At 65.7% G+C, this 16,763-nt stretch carries 12 protein-coding genes and 1 pseudogene; 9 read left to right on the forward strand and 4 right to left on the reverse strand.

Features of this window, described 5'->3' with window-relative positions; translation table 11 throughout:
* Positions 1-164: 164 nt before the first annotated feature.
* The 3 genes and pseudogenes from ACLP9N_RS40020 to ACLP9N_RS40030 form a co-directional block, all read right to left on the reverse strand.
* Positions 165-1,463 (reverse strand): aminodeoxychorismate synthase component I, encoded by a 1,299-nt coding sequence (locus ACLP9N_RS40020; RefSeq protein WP_442412577.1) that lies wholly within the window; start codon positions 1,461-1,463, stop codon positions 165-167.
* A gap of 55 nt (positions 1,464-1,518) precedes the next feature.
* Positions 1,519-2,423: pseudogene (locus ACLP9N_RS40025) on the reverse strand (RNA polymerase sigma-70 factor).
* Positions 2,423-3,607 (reverse strand): NAD(P)/FAD-dependent oxidoreductase, encoded by a 1,185-nt coding sequence (locus ACLP9N_RS40030; protein ID WP_442412578.1) that lies wholly within the window; start codon positions 3,605-3,607, stop codon positions 2,423-2,425. The pseudogene ACLP9N_RS40025 and the gene ACLP9N_RS40030 overlap by 1 nt, the downstream one beginning before the upstream one ends.
* Before the next feature lie 605 nt (positions 3,608-4,212).
* Between ACLP9N_RS40030 and ACLP9N_RS40035 the strand changes: the two genes are divergently transcribed.
* The 4 genes from ACLP9N_RS40035 to ACLP9N_RS40050 all read left to right on the forward strand — a co-directional run bounded on the left by ACLP9N_RS40035 (position 4,213) and on the right by ACLP9N_RS40050 (position 8,943).
* On the forward strand, positions 4,213-6,078 hold the full coding sequence (locus ACLP9N_RS40035; protein WP_442412579.1) for a putative bifunctional diguanylate cyclase/phosphodiesterase: 1,866 nt from the start codon (positions 4,213-4,215) through the stop codon (positions 6,076-6,078).
* A gap of 11 nt (positions 6,079-6,089) precedes the next feature.
* Positions 6,090-7,787 carry a hypothetical protein gene (locus ACLP9N_RS40040; RefSeq protein ID WP_442412580.1) on the forward strand — a complete coding sequence of 566 codons (1,698 nt, stop codon included), beginning with the start codon at positions 6,090-6,092 and terminating at the stop codon, positions 7,785-7,787.
* A gap of 300 nt (positions 7,788-8,087) precedes the next feature.
* Positions 8,088-8,252 (forward strand): hypothetical protein, encoded by a 165-nt coding sequence (locus ACLP9N_RS40045; RefSeq protein WP_442412581.1) that lies wholly within the window; start codon positions 8,088-8,090, stop codon positions 8,250-8,252.
* Positions 8,253-8,265: 13 nt separating this feature from the next.
* A complete protein-coding gene (locus ACLP9N_RS40050) occupies positions 8,266-8,943 on the forward strand; it encodes a TetR family transcriptional regulator (RefSeq protein ID WP_442412582.1) in 678 nt (225 codons plus the stop codon).
* Between the two features lie 19 nt (positions 8,944-8,962).
* Here the strand turns inward: ACLP9N_RS40050 and metG are convergent, their stop codons facing one another.
* Positions 8,963-10,528 (reverse strand): methionine--tRNA ligase, encoded by a 1,566-nt coding sequence (gene metG, locus ACLP9N_RS40055; RefSeq protein ID WP_442412583.1) that lies wholly within the window; start codon positions 10,526-10,528, stop codon positions 8,963-8,965.
* A gap of 25 nt (positions 10,529-10,553) precedes the next feature.
* Between metG and ACLP9N_RS40060 the strand changes: the two genes are divergently transcribed.
* From ACLP9N_RS40060 to ACLP9N_RS40080, 5 genes are all read left to right on the forward strand, one after another.
* Entirely contained in the window at positions 10,554-11,417 is an 864-nt protein-coding gene (locus tag ACLP9N_RS40060; protein WP_442412584.1) for a TatD family hydrolase, read from the forward strand.
* Positions 11,418-11,609: 192 nt separating this feature from the next.
* Complete coding sequence (locus ACLP9N_RS40065; protein ID WP_442412585.1) at positions 11,610-12,737, forward strand: transglycosylase family protein; 1,128 nt, start codon at positions 11,610-11,612, stop codon at positions 12,735-12,737.
* Positions 12,701-13,669 carry a 16S rRNA (adenine(1518)-N(6)/adenine(1519)-N(6))-dimethyltransferase RsmA gene (rsmA, locus tag ACLP9N_RS40070; protein WP_442412586.1) on the forward strand — a complete coding sequence of 323 codons (969 nt, stop codon included), beginning with the start codon at positions 12,701-12,703 and terminating at the stop codon, positions 13,667-13,669. Before ACLP9N_RS40065 ends, rsmA begins: the two co-directional genes overlap by 37 nt.
* A gap of 87 nt (positions 13,670-13,756) precedes the next feature.
* A complete protein-coding gene (locus tag ACLP9N_RS40075) occupies positions 13,757-14,710 on the forward strand; it encodes a 4-(cytidine 5'-diphospho)-2-C-methyl-D-erythritol kinase (protein ID WP_442412587.1) in 954 nt (317 codons plus the stop codon).
* Positions 14,711-14,997: 287 nt separating this feature from the next.
* Positions 14,998-16,632 (forward strand): fatty acyl-AMP ligase, encoded by a 1,635-nt coding sequence (locus ACLP9N_RS40080; RefSeq protein ID WP_442412588.1) that lies wholly within the window; start codon positions 14,998-15,000, stop codon positions 16,630-16,632.
* Positions 16,633-16,763 lie beyond the last annotated feature (131 nt).

Raw genomic sequence — 16,763 nt, forward strand, 5'->3', positions numbered from 1 at the left:
TCCAACCCAACACTCGTACGATGACGTTTCACTGGGGCCTCCTACATCTTGTGGCTCTACCGGCCAGGACCTGATTCCTGTCGGCAACCCACGTTCACATGCAGTGAGGCCCCAGCCTTCCCATACCGTCTAGCCATGGGCGTTATCGGCAAATTCCAGCCTGGTTAACCGACCGCCGCGGCGGCCGCCGCGGACGGCAGTCCGACGATGGGCGCCGCTTTGTGCAGGCACTCCTGCCATTCGGCGTCGGGATCGGAGTCGGCGGTGATCCCGCCGCCGACCCCCAGCACGGCGTTTCCGATGGTGTCGAACTCGACAGTTCGGATCGCGACGTTGAACTCGCACCCGGCGATGGGGGACGCCAATCCAACTGTGCCACAGTATATCCCGCGACGATGCTGCTCCCATTGCGAAATCAATTGGCGGGCACGAAGCTTGGGAGTTCCGGTGACCGAGGCCGGTGGGAAGGCTGCGTCCAACAGCGTCGACGTCGGCAGCTCTGTCCGAACCCGTGCCGACACCGTGGAGACCAGGTGCCACACGCCGGGCGCGCGCCGCACGACCAACAGCTCCGGCACGGTGACTGTGCCGGTAATCGCCACCCGGCCAAGGTCATTGCGGACCAGATCCACGATCATGATGTTCTCTGCTACGTCTTTGGCCGAAGCCCGCAGCGCCGACGGCCAGGCGTCCAACGGCAGGGTGCCCTTGATCGGGCTGGACGTCACGACGTCCCCACGGCGAAGAAGGAAAAGCTCCGGAGACAGCGATGCCACCGCACCCCATTCTCCAGCGACATAGGCCGCGCGCGCCGGAGAAGTGCCTGCCGCCCCGGCGATGAAGAAGTCCAGCGGGGCTCCGCTGACTGTTCCGGTGAACTGCGTGCACACGCACGCCTGGTAGATCTCGCCCGCGCGGATCGCCTCCAGGCAGGCAAGTACGCCGTTGCGATGGGACTCCCGGTCGGGCGCTTCCCAGTCGATACAGCAATCCTGCGGCGGTGCAGACATCGTTGCCGGCACCGTTGCCAGCGCGCCCGCCAGCCAATCCGGCATCTGCGCCCCGGACAGGCTCTCGTACCACCACTGCGCGTCACGGTCGCGGCGCAGCACACAGTCGGTCCACCCGCCGGCGGCCTCGGGGATCCGTGCGGGCCGTCCATCCGCGCCGGGGTCCGGGTAGGAGAGGTAGCCGAACCACCCGCCACCGACCGCCCCGGACGTGGACCCTTTGGACCCGAGGTGGCGGGGCGCATCGGGGCCCGGACGGACTGCGAACACGTCGCCCGCCCTGTTCGGGTCCACCGGTCGCGCCGCCAAGCTGGGCACGATCACCGCCAGTGCATCGAACCAATCGCCGGTCAGCGCGGCCGGCGGCGGCAAATCGAGCCTGCCCGTGGCGTGACCGACGGCGCGCAGCACCGCAGGCGCGCCGCCAAGATCGCCGAGTCGGTCGATTCGCACCGCCCTAGCTTGACAGAACCGCGGATTTGCGGCATTGGCAGCGCTCGGTGGGCTTTCAGTCCCGGCTGATCTCGCGCGTCACGGCCAGAGTTGTGAGCTTTTCGGGGTTGCGCATCACGTAGAAGTTGGTGATCTTGTCGTCGGCGATCTCCACCGTGATCACCGCCTCGAGCCCTTCGCCCAGGTAGAGCAACACGGCTGGGGCGCTGTTGCACGTGACCATTGCCACGCGCAGATCCGCGCCGGCTTTGCGCACCAGCCCGGCGATGGCCCTGGCCACCCGCTCGGCGCCGACGACCGGTCGGCGGGCGGCGCTGACCCGCCCGCCGCTGTCGGCGGTCCAGGTGGCGTCCGGGGCGAGCATCGCCATCAACGCGTCCACGTCGCCGCTGGCCGCGGTGGCCAAAAACTGGGCGGTGATCTCGGCGTTGCGACGAGGATCTACAACCTGTCCTGGTGGGTATCGCTTCCGCCGCGCCCGCACGTGTTCGCGTGCCCGATGGGCAATCTGTCGTACTGTCGGCGTCGGTTTGCCCACCGCCTCGGCGATCTCGTCGTAGTCGAAACCGAACACCTCCCGAAGCACGAACACCGCTCGTTCGTCCGGGCTCAGCGTTTCCAGCAAGACCAGCATGGCCATCGAAACCGATTCCGCCAGAACGACATCGGCCGACGGTCCTGGTCGTCGAGCAGCAGCGGCTCGGGCAGCCAGGGTCCCACGTAGTCCTCACGGCGACGCGCGTCGGCCCGCAATGTGTTGAGCGCCTGGCGGGTGACCAGCCGGGCCAGATAGGACTTGGTATCGCGGACCCCCGCCAAGTCGACGTCCGCCCACCGCAGGTAGCTGTCCTGCAGCACGTCGTCGGCCTCGGTTGCCGAACCCAGGATTTCGTAGGCGATGGTGAACAGCAACGGGCGCAGCAGCATGAATCGCTCGGCGTGCTCGCCTCCCGACGGCATCATCGCAAAGCGCCCTGCCGGTCAGCGGCCAATTGTGCGGAGCGCTTGCCGCCTTTGAGCCAGTAGTACGAGCCGGGCTTGGCGGCTTCGCGCCGGATGGCCCACACCGTGCCCTTGCAGATCGCTTCCTTGATGGACGCGGCGGTGCGGCCACCTACGACGATGTTCACCGGGGTGTCGTCGGTGCGCGCCAGCTGGATGGTTCCGTGCGCACGGCCCAGGCTGATGCACTGCCCCACAAACGCCTGGCTCACCCGCGCGGGCGGGTTTGCGGCGATGCGGCTGAGCACGGTGTTGGCGGCTTGGGCCCCCAACGGAATGGCGGCCTGGCAGCTCATCCGCAACGGGTGGCCCGACGGGGCGGCCGCGTCACCCGCGGCGACGACGCGTTCGTCGTCGATGCTGGTCAGCGTTTCATCGGTGAGTAGCCGGCCCAGCGCATCGGTGCGAAGTCCGCTGCGGGCGGCCAGGTCCGGCACCCCGAAACCGGCGGTCCATACCGTGGCCGCGCTGGGCAGCACGGCGCCGTCGCTGAGTACCACCGCATCCCATCGCACCTCGCTAACCGCCACGGATTCCAGCACGTCCACACCCAGCCTGCGCAGCCGTTTGCCCACCGAACGCCGACCGCGTGCGCTCAACGACGGGCCCAGGACGCTGCCGCAGACCAGGGTCACCGGACGCCCCTGCTGGGCCAGCTCGGAAGCCGCTTCGATGCCGGTCAGGCCGCCGCCCACCACCGCGACGGGAGCGTCTGGGGGCAGGTCGGCCAGGACATGACGCAGCCGTTGCGCGCTTTTCAGATCGGCGACGGAATAAGCGAATTCGGCCGCGCCGCGCACCGCCGGCAGCGCCCCGGTGCTGCCCACCGCGTAGATCAGGTAGTCGTAGTCCAGCGCGGCGCCCGACGCCAGCAGCACCCGCCGCTCGGCGGTGTCGATGCGGTCGGCGCCGTCGACGATCAGCCGGATGCCGTCGCCGAGCAGCGTGTCGTAATCGACGGTGGCGGTGCCGCTGCCGGCGACCAGCTGGTGCAGGCGGATTCGCTCGACGAAGACCGGACGCGGGTTCACCAGCGTGATGTCGACGTCGGGGCGCACGCGCAGGTGATTGGCAGCCAGTGTTCCGGCGTATCCGCCGCCAATGACGACGACATGAGTTCTTTGGCCGGTCAGCTCTGTCATGAGTGTCTCCTGTTCTAGGCGTTTGCCCTTTGAGACACCGCAGGCCGGCCCGGCGTGACAGTCCCGCCGGCAATTGTGAGCTGTCTCACAACCTCTCTTCTGCAAGAAGATGAGGTTGTCGCGTGGACCGACGATCTTTGCCGCCGGTGCGAGCCAACGTTTTGTCGCGAGTGCGACGGGCATTTGCTGTCGCCAATAGTGCATCCCCCCGGGGGGGCGTCAGCGGTATTTGCGGCCGGCGATCGCAAGCTCGGCGGAACCGACGCCAAGGCGTCCAGCTTGCTGGGGTTACCGGTTCGCGTTGACCAGCAGGCGTATGGCTTATCCGAAAACGCGCCTATGACGCGGCAGGCGGGTCGCCCTCGGGCCGCCACGGTCGCTGAAATTGAGCGCGGCCGCTGCCGGGTTGCAGCTGATACGATTTGCGTCAGAAATTCGTATTCCGAATTTCGTGACCTGCCCCGGGCCGGCCAGACAAGCCACACGAACGATGGGGCTCTCCGGTGCGCATCGGCGTGCATCGGGAGAGGCAGCGTTGAAGACGACTATCCCCTGACTGGGCCGGGCGCCTAGAATGGGACATATGCTTCACATCGGAGGACGCCTTGCCGCGAAGCCTGGATATCGTCGTCACCTCCGTTGCCACCCGGCTAATGGAGGCTACGGCATCCACCGCGACCCAGGTGAGTGAAAAGGTTCTCGCACAGCTCGTCGAGCAGTTCGATGTGGACGCCAGTTTCCTGCGCCACCACGATCACGACATCCGCGCGTCGGTCCTGGTTGCCGAATGGCCGCCGCGAACCGACGTGCCGGACCCCGACCCCCTGGCTGTCGTCCACTTCACCAGCGCCGAGCCCGTGCTCGCCCAATGCGAACACGGCAGAAAACCGGTGGTGATACGGCCTGAGCAGGGCGGCCATTCCCTGCCGCGCTGGCTCGGCCGAGGCAACACGCCGACCTCGCCCTCGGTGGCCGCCGCACCGCTGGTGTCAGGCGAGATCACCACCGGAGTGCTCGGCTTCGTCAAGTTCGGCGCCAGGAAATGGAAGCAAGAAGAGATCAACACGCTCGAGGCAGTCGCGGCCCTGTTCGCGCAGCTCCAGGCGCGTATCGCGGCCGAGGAGAAGCTTCGCTATCTGGCCGAGCACGACGATCTGACCGGGCTGTACAACCGGCGGGCGCTGGTCGCCCACCTTTCCGAACGGCTCGCCGCGGGAAGCGGCGGACCTGTCGCGGTCCTTTACCTCGACCTCGACCGCCTCAAGCCGATCAACGATTACCTCGGCCATACTGCGGGTGACTGGTTCATCAGGGTGTTCGCGCAGCGCATTCGGGTGTGTGCAGGGAGTCAGAGCATGATCGGCCGGCTGGGTGGCGATGAATTCGTCGTCATTCCAGACCAGCCGATGTCTACGGGAACCGCAGAGTCGTTCGCCCGACGCCTCGGAGCGATGCTGCACGAGCGCCTGGCGATCGGCGGGCACATGATCACCCGTACCGTCAGCATCGGGCTGGCCGTGGGCATGCCGGGGCGTGATAACGGCACCGATCTGCTCTGTCGTGCCGACGAGGCCGTTTTGACCGCCAAGCGCGGGGGTGGCAACCAGGTGGCGGTGTCCACCGATGACATGTCTCTCAAAAGCGCGTTCCGCAACGACATCGAGCTACATCTACAGGGCGACATCGACAGCGAAGCGCTACTGCTGCACTACCTCCCCGAGGTCGACTTGTGGACCGGTGCCATCGTGGCGACGGAGGCGCTGGTGCGCTGGCGGCACCCGATTTGGGGACTGCTACTTCCGGATTCATTTATCGGCGTAGCCGAATCGACCAACCTCGCAGGGGAATTGGGCCGATGGGTGATGCGAAGCGCCTGCGCCGAATTCAGCCGGTGGAGATCCCACGGGGTAGGACAAGGCGCCGTATTGCGCATCAATGTGTCGCCTGTTCAACTGATCACCCGCGGGTTTGTTCGCAGCGTTGCCGACACCATCGAGGAGTTCTGCATCGACGGCGGATCGGTATGTCTGGAGATCACCGAGCGCGCGGTGGTGCACGACATCGAAGCAACTCGCAAGACCCTCACGGAGCTCAAGGACGTCGGCGTCCAGATAGCCATCGACGACTTCGGCACCGGCTATGCGGTTCTGTCGCACTTGAAGTCCCTCCCAGTCGACGTGCTCAAGATCGACGCCTCATTCGTACGCGACTTGGGCACCAACGCCGGCGACCTGGCCATCGTTCGCGCCATCATCGGGCTTGCCGAGGCATTCGGCATGCAGGTTGTCGCCGAGGGAGTCGAAACACCCGCTGCTGCATTGACTTTAATGCAACACGGATGCCATCGGGCGCAGGGATTCTTGTTGTCGCGCCCCATCCCGGGGAATGCGATGGAGGGGTTACTGTCTGCGCGCTGGATGCCGATGCCGTTTCTCGCCGATCGCGAGGCTTTGTCGCTGGACGCCATCTAGCACTGGCGACGATGGTTTGTATGTCGGGGAAAAACGGGATAGTCGCTGTCGCGTGCGCGGTGCTGGCCCTGAGCGGATGCAGCGGATGTAGTGGTAAGAGCGACCCCGGGCCGCTGAACGCGATGGTCAGCCCAGCCATACCGCCCACCGTTCAGGAGATAGCCAACCCGCTGCGTGGCCAGTACGAAGACCTCTTGGTTCCGCTCTTCCCGCAAGGCGATTCCGCGCAGCAGCGGTATCCGGCGTGGCCCGCGTCGAGCGACGCCAGTCTGCGTGTCTCGTGGCGGCAGTTGCAGCCCACCGATCCGCGAACGCTGCCGCCCGATGCTGCCGACGATCGCAAATACGACTTCAGTGCGATCGACGACCAGCTGAACAAGCTGGCTGACCGCAACATGCGGCTGACGCTGCGGGTATACGCCTACAAGTCCTGTTGCAACGATTTTTACCCGGACAACACGAATATCGAGATCCCCGACTGGGTGCGTACCGTTCCGGGCGCCAGCACGAACTACCCTGCGCCGCCGAACAGTCCCACACCAGGGGTGACCCAGGTGATACCGAATTGGAATGACCCCACGTACCTGAACAGCTTCGAGCAGCTGCTCGCTGCGCTCGGCCGCCGCTATGACGGCGACGAGCGGCTAAGCGTTTTCGAGTTTTCAGGGTATGGGGATTTCAGCGAGAACCACATCGCGTATTCGCATGACACGGCGGGTGCGCCGGCCGCGGAACCCGACGACAGCGTCGCGACCCTCGGGTATTACAGCCAGTTCCGTGATCAGAGCATCACCATCGCATCCATTCGGCAGCTGGTCGCGGCCAACGTGAACGCCTTTCCCGATACGCAATTGGTGGTCACGCCGCAAAACCCGGAGATCGTGCGCGAATTGTTTGCCAATGACGTTACGAAAAAGCTGTCCGCGCCGGTGGGCATCCGCTCGGATTGCCTCGGTGGCCAGGCGCCATTGCCGGCATGGGCCGAGTCCAACGACTCTCACTACGTGCTTTCCAACGATGCGGTTGTTAACGCGATCAAGCAGCGGCTGGCCTCGGCGCTGGTCATCACTGAGTGGTGTGGCTTGCCGAAGGGAACCGACCCCCAGTCGTACTACCAAAAGGGCCTGCACGATGTCGTCAGGTATCACGTCTCGATGACTTCGAGTGCCAAGTTCCCAGACCGTGATTCGACCTCGGCGATGGACCCCAAGCTGTATCTGCTTTGGGCTCAAGTTAACTCATCGGCCGGCTACCGGTACTCGGTCGAAACGCAGCCGGGTTCGCAATCAATACAGGGCAAGATAGCGACCATAGCTGTCGTCTGGACCAACTACGGCTCGGCAGCCGCCACCGAAAACTGGGTACCCGGGTACAAGCTGGTGGATTTCTCGGGAGCGGTGGTTCGCGCGCTGCCCGCAACGGTCAATCTCAAGATGCTAGTTCACGACGATCAAAGCGACCGCTCACGCGAGGTGGCGGACCCGGCGTCATCAACCGAGTCTGTTCGTATCGATCTCACAGGCTTGCCGCCGGGGCACTACACGCTGCGCGCGTCCGTGGAATGGCAACAGCACAAGCCGGCCGCCTCACACGTGGTGAATTACGCGCCCATGTCGTTGGCCCGCGACGGCCGTGACAGCTCGGGGCTGTATCCGATTGCAACGCTTGATATCCCGCGCGACTCAACGACGACAGCCAACGGCCAATGAAGTGTCGCGTGCCGCGCTCGTCGGTGAGCGGCGCCCGCGGTTCCACGAACGGCGGCTGACCGTCAAGACGTCAACAGGCTGCCGGAGAATCGCCGGACGCGCTCGGCCAAGCGCGAAGGCAGGCAACAAACCGATAAACACCGCAGCCGTTGCTGGACATACGTATAGTATGGTATTGACCTGATGTACGAACTTTCAGTTATTGCAGCGTAGGGTTTTGGTCGTCAGCGTCGGGACTCTGTAGGTCTAGAACATACTGCTAACCGCAGAAGCGGCCCAAATGCCGTCCGAGATACGACGATGAGTTCTCTCGTTCGGACCGAACTCTGCGCCTCGTTCGAGGAGGGCATCGTAAACGTGAAGACGATCGACCCGGCCCGTGTTGCCGGCCTGGAAACCGTCACCCGCGTGGCGGCCGCTCCGATAGCCAACGGCGATCGCAATCACCCGATACTGGGCGCGTGAGTGCTCGGCTGCAATGACGACCAACTCGACTGACGGACGCGCCGACATGACGCGGCGACAGATTTTGCGGGCCGCCTCTCATCAGTTCGCTCGGCGGGCCTACCACGACGTCTGCCTCGAAGACATCCTGACCGACGCCGAACTGACCAAGGGCGCAATGTATTTCCATTTTCGTTCGAAGTATGCGCTGGCGGTCGCGATCATCGAGCGACAGACCGCCGCGGGTGCTGTCGCCATGGAAGATCTGCTTTCCCGAAGTCTTTCCGGCCTCGAGACGCTGATCGATTTCTCTTACCTGATCGCCGCCCGCGATGTCCAGACCGACGGGGCCAGGGCCGGACTGAACCTGCTCGAGTCGGCCGGTCGGTCGGAGGGAATGCAGGAGAGGCTATTAGACGACTGGATCCAAGCGCTCGCCGGGGTTGTCGAGAAGGCCATCGCCGAGGGCGACATCGACGAGCGGTGTAGTCCACAGGATGTGGGACGCCTCATCGTATCGCTGCATATGGGGTTGCGACAGGCCAGCAATCTTGACGAACCGGAGCGGTTCCTGCTCGACCTCGAGAAGAGCTGGTCACTCGTGCTGACCGGCATCCTGCAACCAGAACGGATCGACTATTTCAGCCAATTTGTCAGGCGGCGCACTGCGCGGGCGATCAGCACCGCCTGGACTAGCGGCGATTGGGATTGACACGGCGCGTTCGCCCCGCTCACACGACTTCGGTGGTGCCAGACGGCTGGTAGCGGGGGAACACCCCCGTAGGCGCCGGCAGTGCGGTGCCAGGGACCAACCGCGCGCCGATGGCAGCGAACGCCCGCTGGTCTTCGGCCTGGCCGAGTAAATCCAGCATCGTGCCGGCCGACTCGGGCATGACAGGCTGCACCAGCAGCGCCGCGATACGGACAACCTCGCAGGTTATGTACAGGACGGTACGAAACCGCACCTGATCCGACTCGGTTTCGCTCTTACGCAGCACCCATGGCTGCTCGGTCGAGAAGTACCTGTTGGCATCGCCGAGCATCAGCCAGATCGCCTCGAGGGCCAGGTGCATCGCTTGCGCGTCGAAGTTGGCGCGGACGCGCTCCAGCAAGCCGTCAGCGGTCGCGAGTAGCTCGGTGTCGGCAGAGTTGAGCTCACCGGGTTCGGGTACTGCCCCGCCCAAGTTCTTGGCCACCATCGACAACGACCGTTGGGCGAGGTTGCCGAGTTCGTTGGCCAGGTCGGTGTTGATCCGGTTGACGATGGCTTCCTCGCTGTAGTTGCCGTCCTGGCCGAACGGCACCTCGCGCAGCAGGAAGTAGCGCACCTGGTCCACGCCGAACGTCTGCGCCAGTGCCACCGGATCGACGATGTTGCCCACCGACTTGCTCATCTTCTCGCCGCGGTTGTGCAAGAACCCGTGCGCGAAAACCCTTCGCGGCAGCTCGATTCCGGCCGACATCAAGAACGCGGGCCAGTAGACGGCATGGAATCTGATGATGTCCTTGCCGATCATGTGCAAATCGGCGGGCCAGTAGCGGCGGAACAACTCCGAGTCGGTGTCGGGGAAGCCGGCACCGGTGAGGTAGTTGGTCAGTGCGTCGACCCAGACGTACATGACGTGGTCGGGGTGGCCGGGTACCTGCACACCCCAGTCGAACGTGGTGCGCGAGATCGAGAAATCTTCCAGTCCGCGGGAGACGAAGCTGACCACTTCGTTGCGGCGCACCTCGGGTCCGATGAAGTCCGGGTTGGCGTCGTAGTGCGCCAGCAGCTTTTCGGTATACGCCGACAGCCGGAAGAAATAGGTCTGCTCCTTCTCGGTCCAGGTCACCGGGGTGCCGGTTTCGATGGCGACGCGGGTGCCATCATCGCGGACCTCGGTCTCCGAGTCGGTGAAAAACCGCTCGTCGCGCACCGAGTACCACCCGGAATAGGTGCCCAGGTAGATGTCGCCGGCCGCCTCCATCTGCCGCCAGATCTCCTTGGACGCCTCGTGGTGGTCGGCATCGGTGGTGCGGATGAAGCGGTCGAAGGAGATATTCAGCGCCTCCTGCATGCGCTGGAATACGTCGGAATTCCGCCGGGCCAGCTGGGCCGTCGGCACACCCGCGGCCGCGGCGGCCTCGGCGACCTTCTGGCCGTGCTCGTCGGTTCCGGTCAGGAAGCGCACGTCGAAGCCGTCGAGCCGCTTGAACCGGGCGATCGCGTCGGTGGCGATGTATTCGTACGCGTGACCCACGTGCGGCGCGGCATTGGGGTACGCGATTGCGGTGGTGACGTAATAGGGCTTCATCGGGATTCACCCTATTGTGTGGCGGGTGAGTTCTGAGCGCCCAGCCAGACGGGAAGCGCCACCCGCGCCGGAGCCGTTGGCGCCGTTGATCGATGCGCACACCCACCTCGACGCGTGCGGCGCCGGCCCGGACATGGGGGCGGACGATGTGCGCGCCATCCTCGATCGCGCCGAGGCGGTCGGTGTGCGCGCGGTGGTCACCATCGCCGACGATCTGCGTTCGGCGCGCTGGGTGACCCGCGCCGCCGAATGGGATCCGCGGGTGTACGCGGCGGTGGCGTTGCACCCGACCCGCGCGGGCGCGCTCACCGAAGACGCGCGCGCCGAGATCGAGAAATTGGCAGCCCATCCGAGGGTGGTGGCTGTCGGTGAGACCGGCATGGATCTGTACTGGCCCGGCCGCCTCGATGGCTGCGCCGAGCCCGGCGTGCAGCGCGAGGCGTTTGCCTGGCACATCGACCTCGCCAAGCGATGCGGCAAACCGTTGATGATCCACAACCGGGAGGCCGACGCTGAGGTGCTCGACGTGTTGCGGGCCGAGGGCGCGCCCGACACCGTGATCTTTCACTGCTTTTCGTCGGACAGTGCGATGGCCCGCCGCTGCGTGGACGCTGGGTGGTGGCTCAGCCTGTCCGGTACGGTCAGTTTCCGTAACGCGCGCGCGTTGCGGAAGGCCGTTCCGCTGATACCGGTGGAGCAGCTGCTGGTGGAAACCGACGCGCCATTTTTGACCCCGCATCCCCACCGCGGCATGGCAAACGAACCGTACTGCCTGCCGTACACCGTGCGGGCCATCGCTGAGCTGATAGAACGTACTCCCGAGGACCTGGCGGGGATCACGACGGGCAATGCTCGACGGGTGTATGGACTGGACCCGCCCAGGGTCTGACTCCGCCCCGGTCGGTGTGATTTCTTGTACAACTTCCGTGCCCGAGTTGCTCTAGATTGGCCAGTTCGTTACCGTCTTGTGATCGAACGGATGGGCCTTCGGGCTCTACTTTTTAGTCTTTGCCCTTTTGAGTTGTGATTTTCGAGCTGAATAGGTCGTTAAAGTGCTTACTAAGTTGCTGGTAGTCGCGCGTTGAATATATTGACAAAACTTCAGCAAAACCCGTCGCCCACGTTGCGGCTTATCGTCGCAGGGCTGCTCTTGGTTCTGGCGTTCGCCGGTGGCTACGCGGTATCTGTGTCCAAAACGGTGACATTGAACGTCGACGGCACCGCGATGCGGGTGAAGACCATGAAGTCGCACGTGATCGACGTCGTCAAGGAGAACGGGTTCGCCGTCACCGAGCGTGACGACCTGTATCCGGCCGCTGACGTGGCGGTGCACGACGGCGAGAACGTCGTGCTGCGTCGCAGCCGCCCATTGCAGATCTCGCTGGACGGTCAGGGCGTCAAGCAGGTGTGGACCACGGCTTCCACCGTGGACGAGGCGCTGGCCCAACTCGCCATGACCGACACGGCCCCCGCCGCGGCCAACCGCGGCAGCCGCGTTCCGCTGGCCGGGATGGCGCTGCCGGTGGTGAGCGCTAAGACGGTGCAGATCAACGACGGCGGCGCGGTGCGCACGGTGCACCTGGCGGCGCCCACAGTCGCCGGCATGCTGAACGCCGCCGGTGCTCCGCTGCTCGACAGCGACCAGGCGGTGCCCGGCGCGGCATCGCCGATCGTCGACGGTATGCAGATCCAGGTGACCCGTAACCGCATCCAGCGGGTCACCCAGCGGCTTCCGCTGCCGCCGAGCTCCCGGCGCATCGAGGACCCCGAGATGAACATCAGCCGACAGGTCGTCGAAGACCCGGGAACCCCGGGCGAGCAGGATGTGACGTTCGCGGTGGCCACGGTCAACGGTGTCGAAACCGGCCGGCTCCCCGTCGCCAACACCGTGATCACGCCGGCCCGCGAAGCGGTGCTGCGGGTGGGCACCAAGCCCGGCACCGAGGTGCCCGCGGTGAGCAATGGATCGACCTGGGACGCCATCGCGGGCTGCGAGGCCGGCGGAAACTGGGGGATCAACACCGGCAACGGGTATTACGGTGGCGTGCAATTCGACCAGGGCACCTGGGAGGCCAACGGCGGGCTGCGGTATGCGCCCCGTGCCGACCTCGCCACCCGCGAAGAGCAGATTGCCGTTGCCGAGGTCACACGAGCGCGCCAGGGGTGGGGTGCGTGGCCAGTGTGCAGCGGAAGAGCGGGTGCAGGCTGACCATCCGGCTGCTCGGGCGCACCGAGATCAGGCGGCTGGCCAAAGAACTCGAATTTCGGCCCCGCAAATCACTGGGCCAGAACTTCGTCCACGATGCCAACACGGTGCGACGCGTGGTCTCGACCTCTGGGGTCGGCCGGTCTGACTCGGTGATGGAGGTGGGGCCCGGCCTCGGGTCGCTCACCCTGGCGTTGCTCGACCGCGGCGCCACCGTCACAGCCGTCGAAATCGACCCGGTGTTGGCCGATCGGCTACCGCAGACCATCGCGGAGCACTCGCACAGTGAGATCCAGCGGCTGACGGTGCTGAACCGCGACGTCCTGTCGCTGCGCCGCGGCGATTTGGCCCCAAAAACCACCACGGCCCCGACAGCCCCGACAGCCCCGACAGCCCTAGTCGCCAACCTGCCGTACAACGTCGCGGTCCCGGCGCTGCTGCACCTGCTGGCCGAATTTCCGTCGATCCAGACTTTGACGGTGATGGTGCAGGCCGAGGTCGCCGAACGGCTTGCCGCCGAGCCGGGCGGCAAGGAGTATGGCGTGCCCAGCGTCAAGGTGCGCTTCTTCGGCCGGGTGCGCCGCTGCGGCATGGTGTCGCCCACTGTCTTCTGGCCGATCCCGCGCGTGTATTCCGGGCTGGTGCGCATCGATCGGTACGCCACGTCGCCGTGGCCCACCGACGAAGCCTTCCGTCAGCAGGTTTTTGAGCTGGTGGACATCGCGTTCGCCCAGCGGCGCAAGACATCTCGCAACGCGTTCGCCGAGTGGGCGGGCTCGGGCAACGAATCAGCGAACCGATTGTTGGCCGCCAGCATCGATCCCGCGCGTCGCGGCGAGACGCTGAGCATCGACGACTTTGTGCGGTTGTTGCGCCGTTCCGGTGGTCAGGACGCCGGCCAGGACGTCGCGCAGCAGCCCGCACCGGCGAGCTGACCGGCCTGGCTCGCTTCACGGCGCCGTTGCGTGTGGTTCGCGGAGCGCAGCGATAGTCTGCTGCGGTGATTGGCTTGGTAACTAGCGATGTCTGATGGCAACACCGCCGAGTTATGGGTGCCCACCGGGTCGGTCACCGTCCGGGTGCCCGGAAAGGTCAACCTTCACCTGGCCGTAGGTGATCGCCGCAAGGACGGCTATCACGAGCTGACAACGGTGTTTCAGGCCGTCTCGCTCCTCGACGAGGTGACGGTCCGCAACGCCGATGTGCTGTCGCTCGAACTGGTCGGCGAGGGAGCCGACGACTTGCCCACTGATGAACGCAACCTCGCCTGGCAGGCGGCCGAGCGGCTGGCCGAACACGTCGGCCGGGCACCCGATGTTTCGATCATGATCGACAAATCCATTCCGGTGGCTGGCGGAATGGCGGGCGGCAGCGCCGATGCGGCTGCGGTACTGGTTGCGATGAACTCGTTGTGGGAGCTCGCCTTACCGCGCCGCGATCTGCGCATGCTCGCCGCAAAGCTGGGCAGCGATGTGCCGTTCGCGCTGCACGGTGGCACCGCACTAGGCACCGGTCGCGGCGAGGAGCTGGCTACCGTGTTGTCCCGCAACACTTTTCACTGGGTACTGGCGTTCGCGCACAGCGGCCTGGCCACCGCGTCGGTGTTCGCTGAGCTGGACCGGCTCCGGGAGGTCGGGGATCCGCCGCGGCTCGATGAGCCCGGGCCGGTGCTGGGGGCCCTGGCCGCGGGCGATCCGGAGCAGCTGGCGCCGCTGTTGGGTAACGAAATGCAAGCGGCCGCGGTGAGCCTGGACCCGGTGCTGCGGCGTGCCCTGCGCGCCGGCGTGGAGGCGGGTGCCTTGGCCGGCATTGTGTCCGGCTCGGGTCCGACGTGCGCCTTTCTGTGCGCCTCGGAGGCCTCGGCTACGGATGTCTGCGCACAGTTATCGGGGGCGGGTGTCTGCCGCACTGTTCGGGTGGTCACCGGACCGGTACCCGGTGCCCGCGTGGTGCCGGCGCCCATGACGGAGCGTTGAACGTGTGCAGAACGGCGTGACTGAAAGTGATATGTCCCTCAAATCGACGCGTGAGTTTGGCAGTTACTTAAGAGGAGCTTAAGATATTCCGCGGTGACGAGTAGCCGCGAGCAAGGCCATGCGATTTCCCTGTCCACCGGGCGCCCCGGTGGGGGGTCGGCGCGTCGGCCGTACCGAGACCTAATCGCTGCTCAACTGTGTTCGCGCGCCTGCTGCGAAGCGAGGCCTAGCAGGCGGAACATAAAATCCCGGGCCCTTGGGGTAAGCGCCGGAACCGAGGAGGTTTTGTGAGCAGGTTTACCGAGAAGATGTTCCGTAATGCCCGGACCGCGACGACGGGCATAGTGACCGGTGAGCCCCACGAACCCGTCCGCCACACCTGGGGTGAGGTCCACGAGCGCGCTCGTCGTATCGCGGGCGGCTTGGCCGCCGCGGGCATCGAATTGGGCGACGCGGTCGGTGTGCTCGCCGGTCTTCCGGTGGAGATCGCCCCGACGGCCCAGGGGCTGTGGATGCGCGGGGCCAGCCTGACCATGCTGCACCAGCCCACACCGCGCACCGACCTGGCCGTGTGGGCCGAAGACACCATGACGGTCATCGGCATGATCGAGGCCAAGGCCGTCATCGTCTCCGAGCCCTTCCTGGTGGCCATCCCCGTGCTCGAGGAGAAGGGCATCAAGGTCCTCACCATCCCGGATCTGCTGGCGTCGGATCCGATCGACCCCGTCGAGGTCGGCGAGGACGACCTGGCGCTGATGCAATTAACGTCCGGTTCGACTGGGTCTCCTAAAGCGGTCCAGATCACCCACCGCAACATCTACTCCAACGCGGAGGCGATGTTCATCGGCGCCCAGTACGAGGTCGACAAGGACGTCATGGTCAGCTGGCTGCCCTGCTTCCACGACATGGGCATGGTCGGCTTCCTCACCATCCCGATGTACTTCGGCGCGGAGCTGGTCAAGGTGACCCCGATGGACTTCCTGCGGGACACACTGCTGTGGGCCAAGCTCATCGACAAGTACAAGGGCACCATGACCGCGGCGCCCAACTTCGCCTACGCGCTGCTCGCCAAGCGGTTGCGTCGCCAGGCCAAGCCGGGCGACTTCGACCTGTCGACCCTGCGCTTCGCGCTGTCCGGCGCCGAGCCCGTCGAACCCGCCGACGTCGAGGACCTGCTCGACGCGGGCAAGCCTTTCGGCCTGAAGCCCTCGGCGATCCTGCCGGCCTACGGCATGGCCGAGACCACGCTGGCCGTGTCGTTCTCGGAATGCAACGCGGGTCTGGTCGTCGACGAGGTCGACGCCGATCTGCTGGCCGCCCTGCGCCGGGCCGTACCCGCCACCAAGGGCAACACCCGCCGGCTGGCCACGCTCGGTCCCCTGCTGACGGACCTCGAGGCCCGCGTCATCGACGAGCAGGGCAGTGTGATGCCCCCGCGCGGCGTCGGCGTCATCGAGCTGCGCGGCGAGTCGCTGACGCCCGGCTACCTCACCATGGGCGGCTTCATCCCGGCCCAGGACGAGCACGGCTGGTACGACACCGGCGACCTTGGCTACCTCACCGAGAACGGTCACGTCGTGGTGTGCGGCCGGGTCAAGGACGTCATCATCATGGCCGGCCGCAACATCTACCCGACCGACATCGAGCGGGCGGCGGGCCGCGTCGACGGTGTCCGCCCGGGGTGCGCGGTGGCCGTGCGACTCGACGCCGGACATTCGCGCGAGACCTTTGCCGTAGCCGTCGAGTCCAACGCCTTCGAGGATCCCGTCGAGGTGCGCCGCATCGAGCATCAGGTGGCGCACGAGGTGCTCAAAGAGGTTGACATGCGGCCCCGCAACGTCGTGGTGCTCGGGCCGGGCACCATCCCGAAGACGCCGTCGGGCAAGCTGCGCCGGGCGAATTCGGTCACCCTGGTCACCTAACGACGCCGAGCAGTAGCTCCTATGTCAAGCGGCGGTGCGTTGGGCGGTCTGGTGGTCGGCCTTGAGGGCTTGGAAGACGGTGTGCGATAGACGGCGTTTGAGGCAGCGCAGGGCGTCTTTCTTGGTTTTTC

This window comes from Mycobacterium sp., from assembly GCF_052144515.1.
Classification (GTDB): domain Bacteria; phylum Actinomycetota; class Actinomycetes; order Mycobacteriales; family Mycobacteriaceae; genus Mycobacterium.

Bases quoted from the DNA above. Each gene is read 5' to 3' on its own strand.
- ACLP9N_RS40030 (WP_442412578.1), bottom strand. From the start codon at position 3,607: ATGACAGAGCTGACCGGCCAAAGAACTCATGTCGTCGTCATTGGCGGC.
- metG (WP_442412583.1), bottom strand. From the start codon at position 10,528: ATGAAGCCCTATTACGTCACCACCGCAATCGCGTACCCCAATGCCGCG.
- ACLP9N_RS40075 (WP_442412587.1), top strand. From the start codon at position 13,757: ATGTCTGATGGCAACACCGCCGAGTTATGGGTGCCCACCGGGTCGGTC.
- ACLP9N_RS40050 (WP_442412582.1), top strand. From the start codon at position 8,266: ATGACGACCAACTCGACTGACGGACGCGCCGACATGACGCGGCGACAG.
- ACLP9N_RS40040 (WP_442412580.1), top strand. From the start codon at position 6,090: ATGGTTTGTATGTCGGGGAAAAACGGGATAGTCGCTGTCGCGTGCGCG.
- ACLP9N_RS40045 (WP_442412581.1), top strand. From the start codon at position 8,088: ATGAGTTCTCTCGTTCGGACCGAACTCTGCGCCTCGTTCGAGGAGGGC.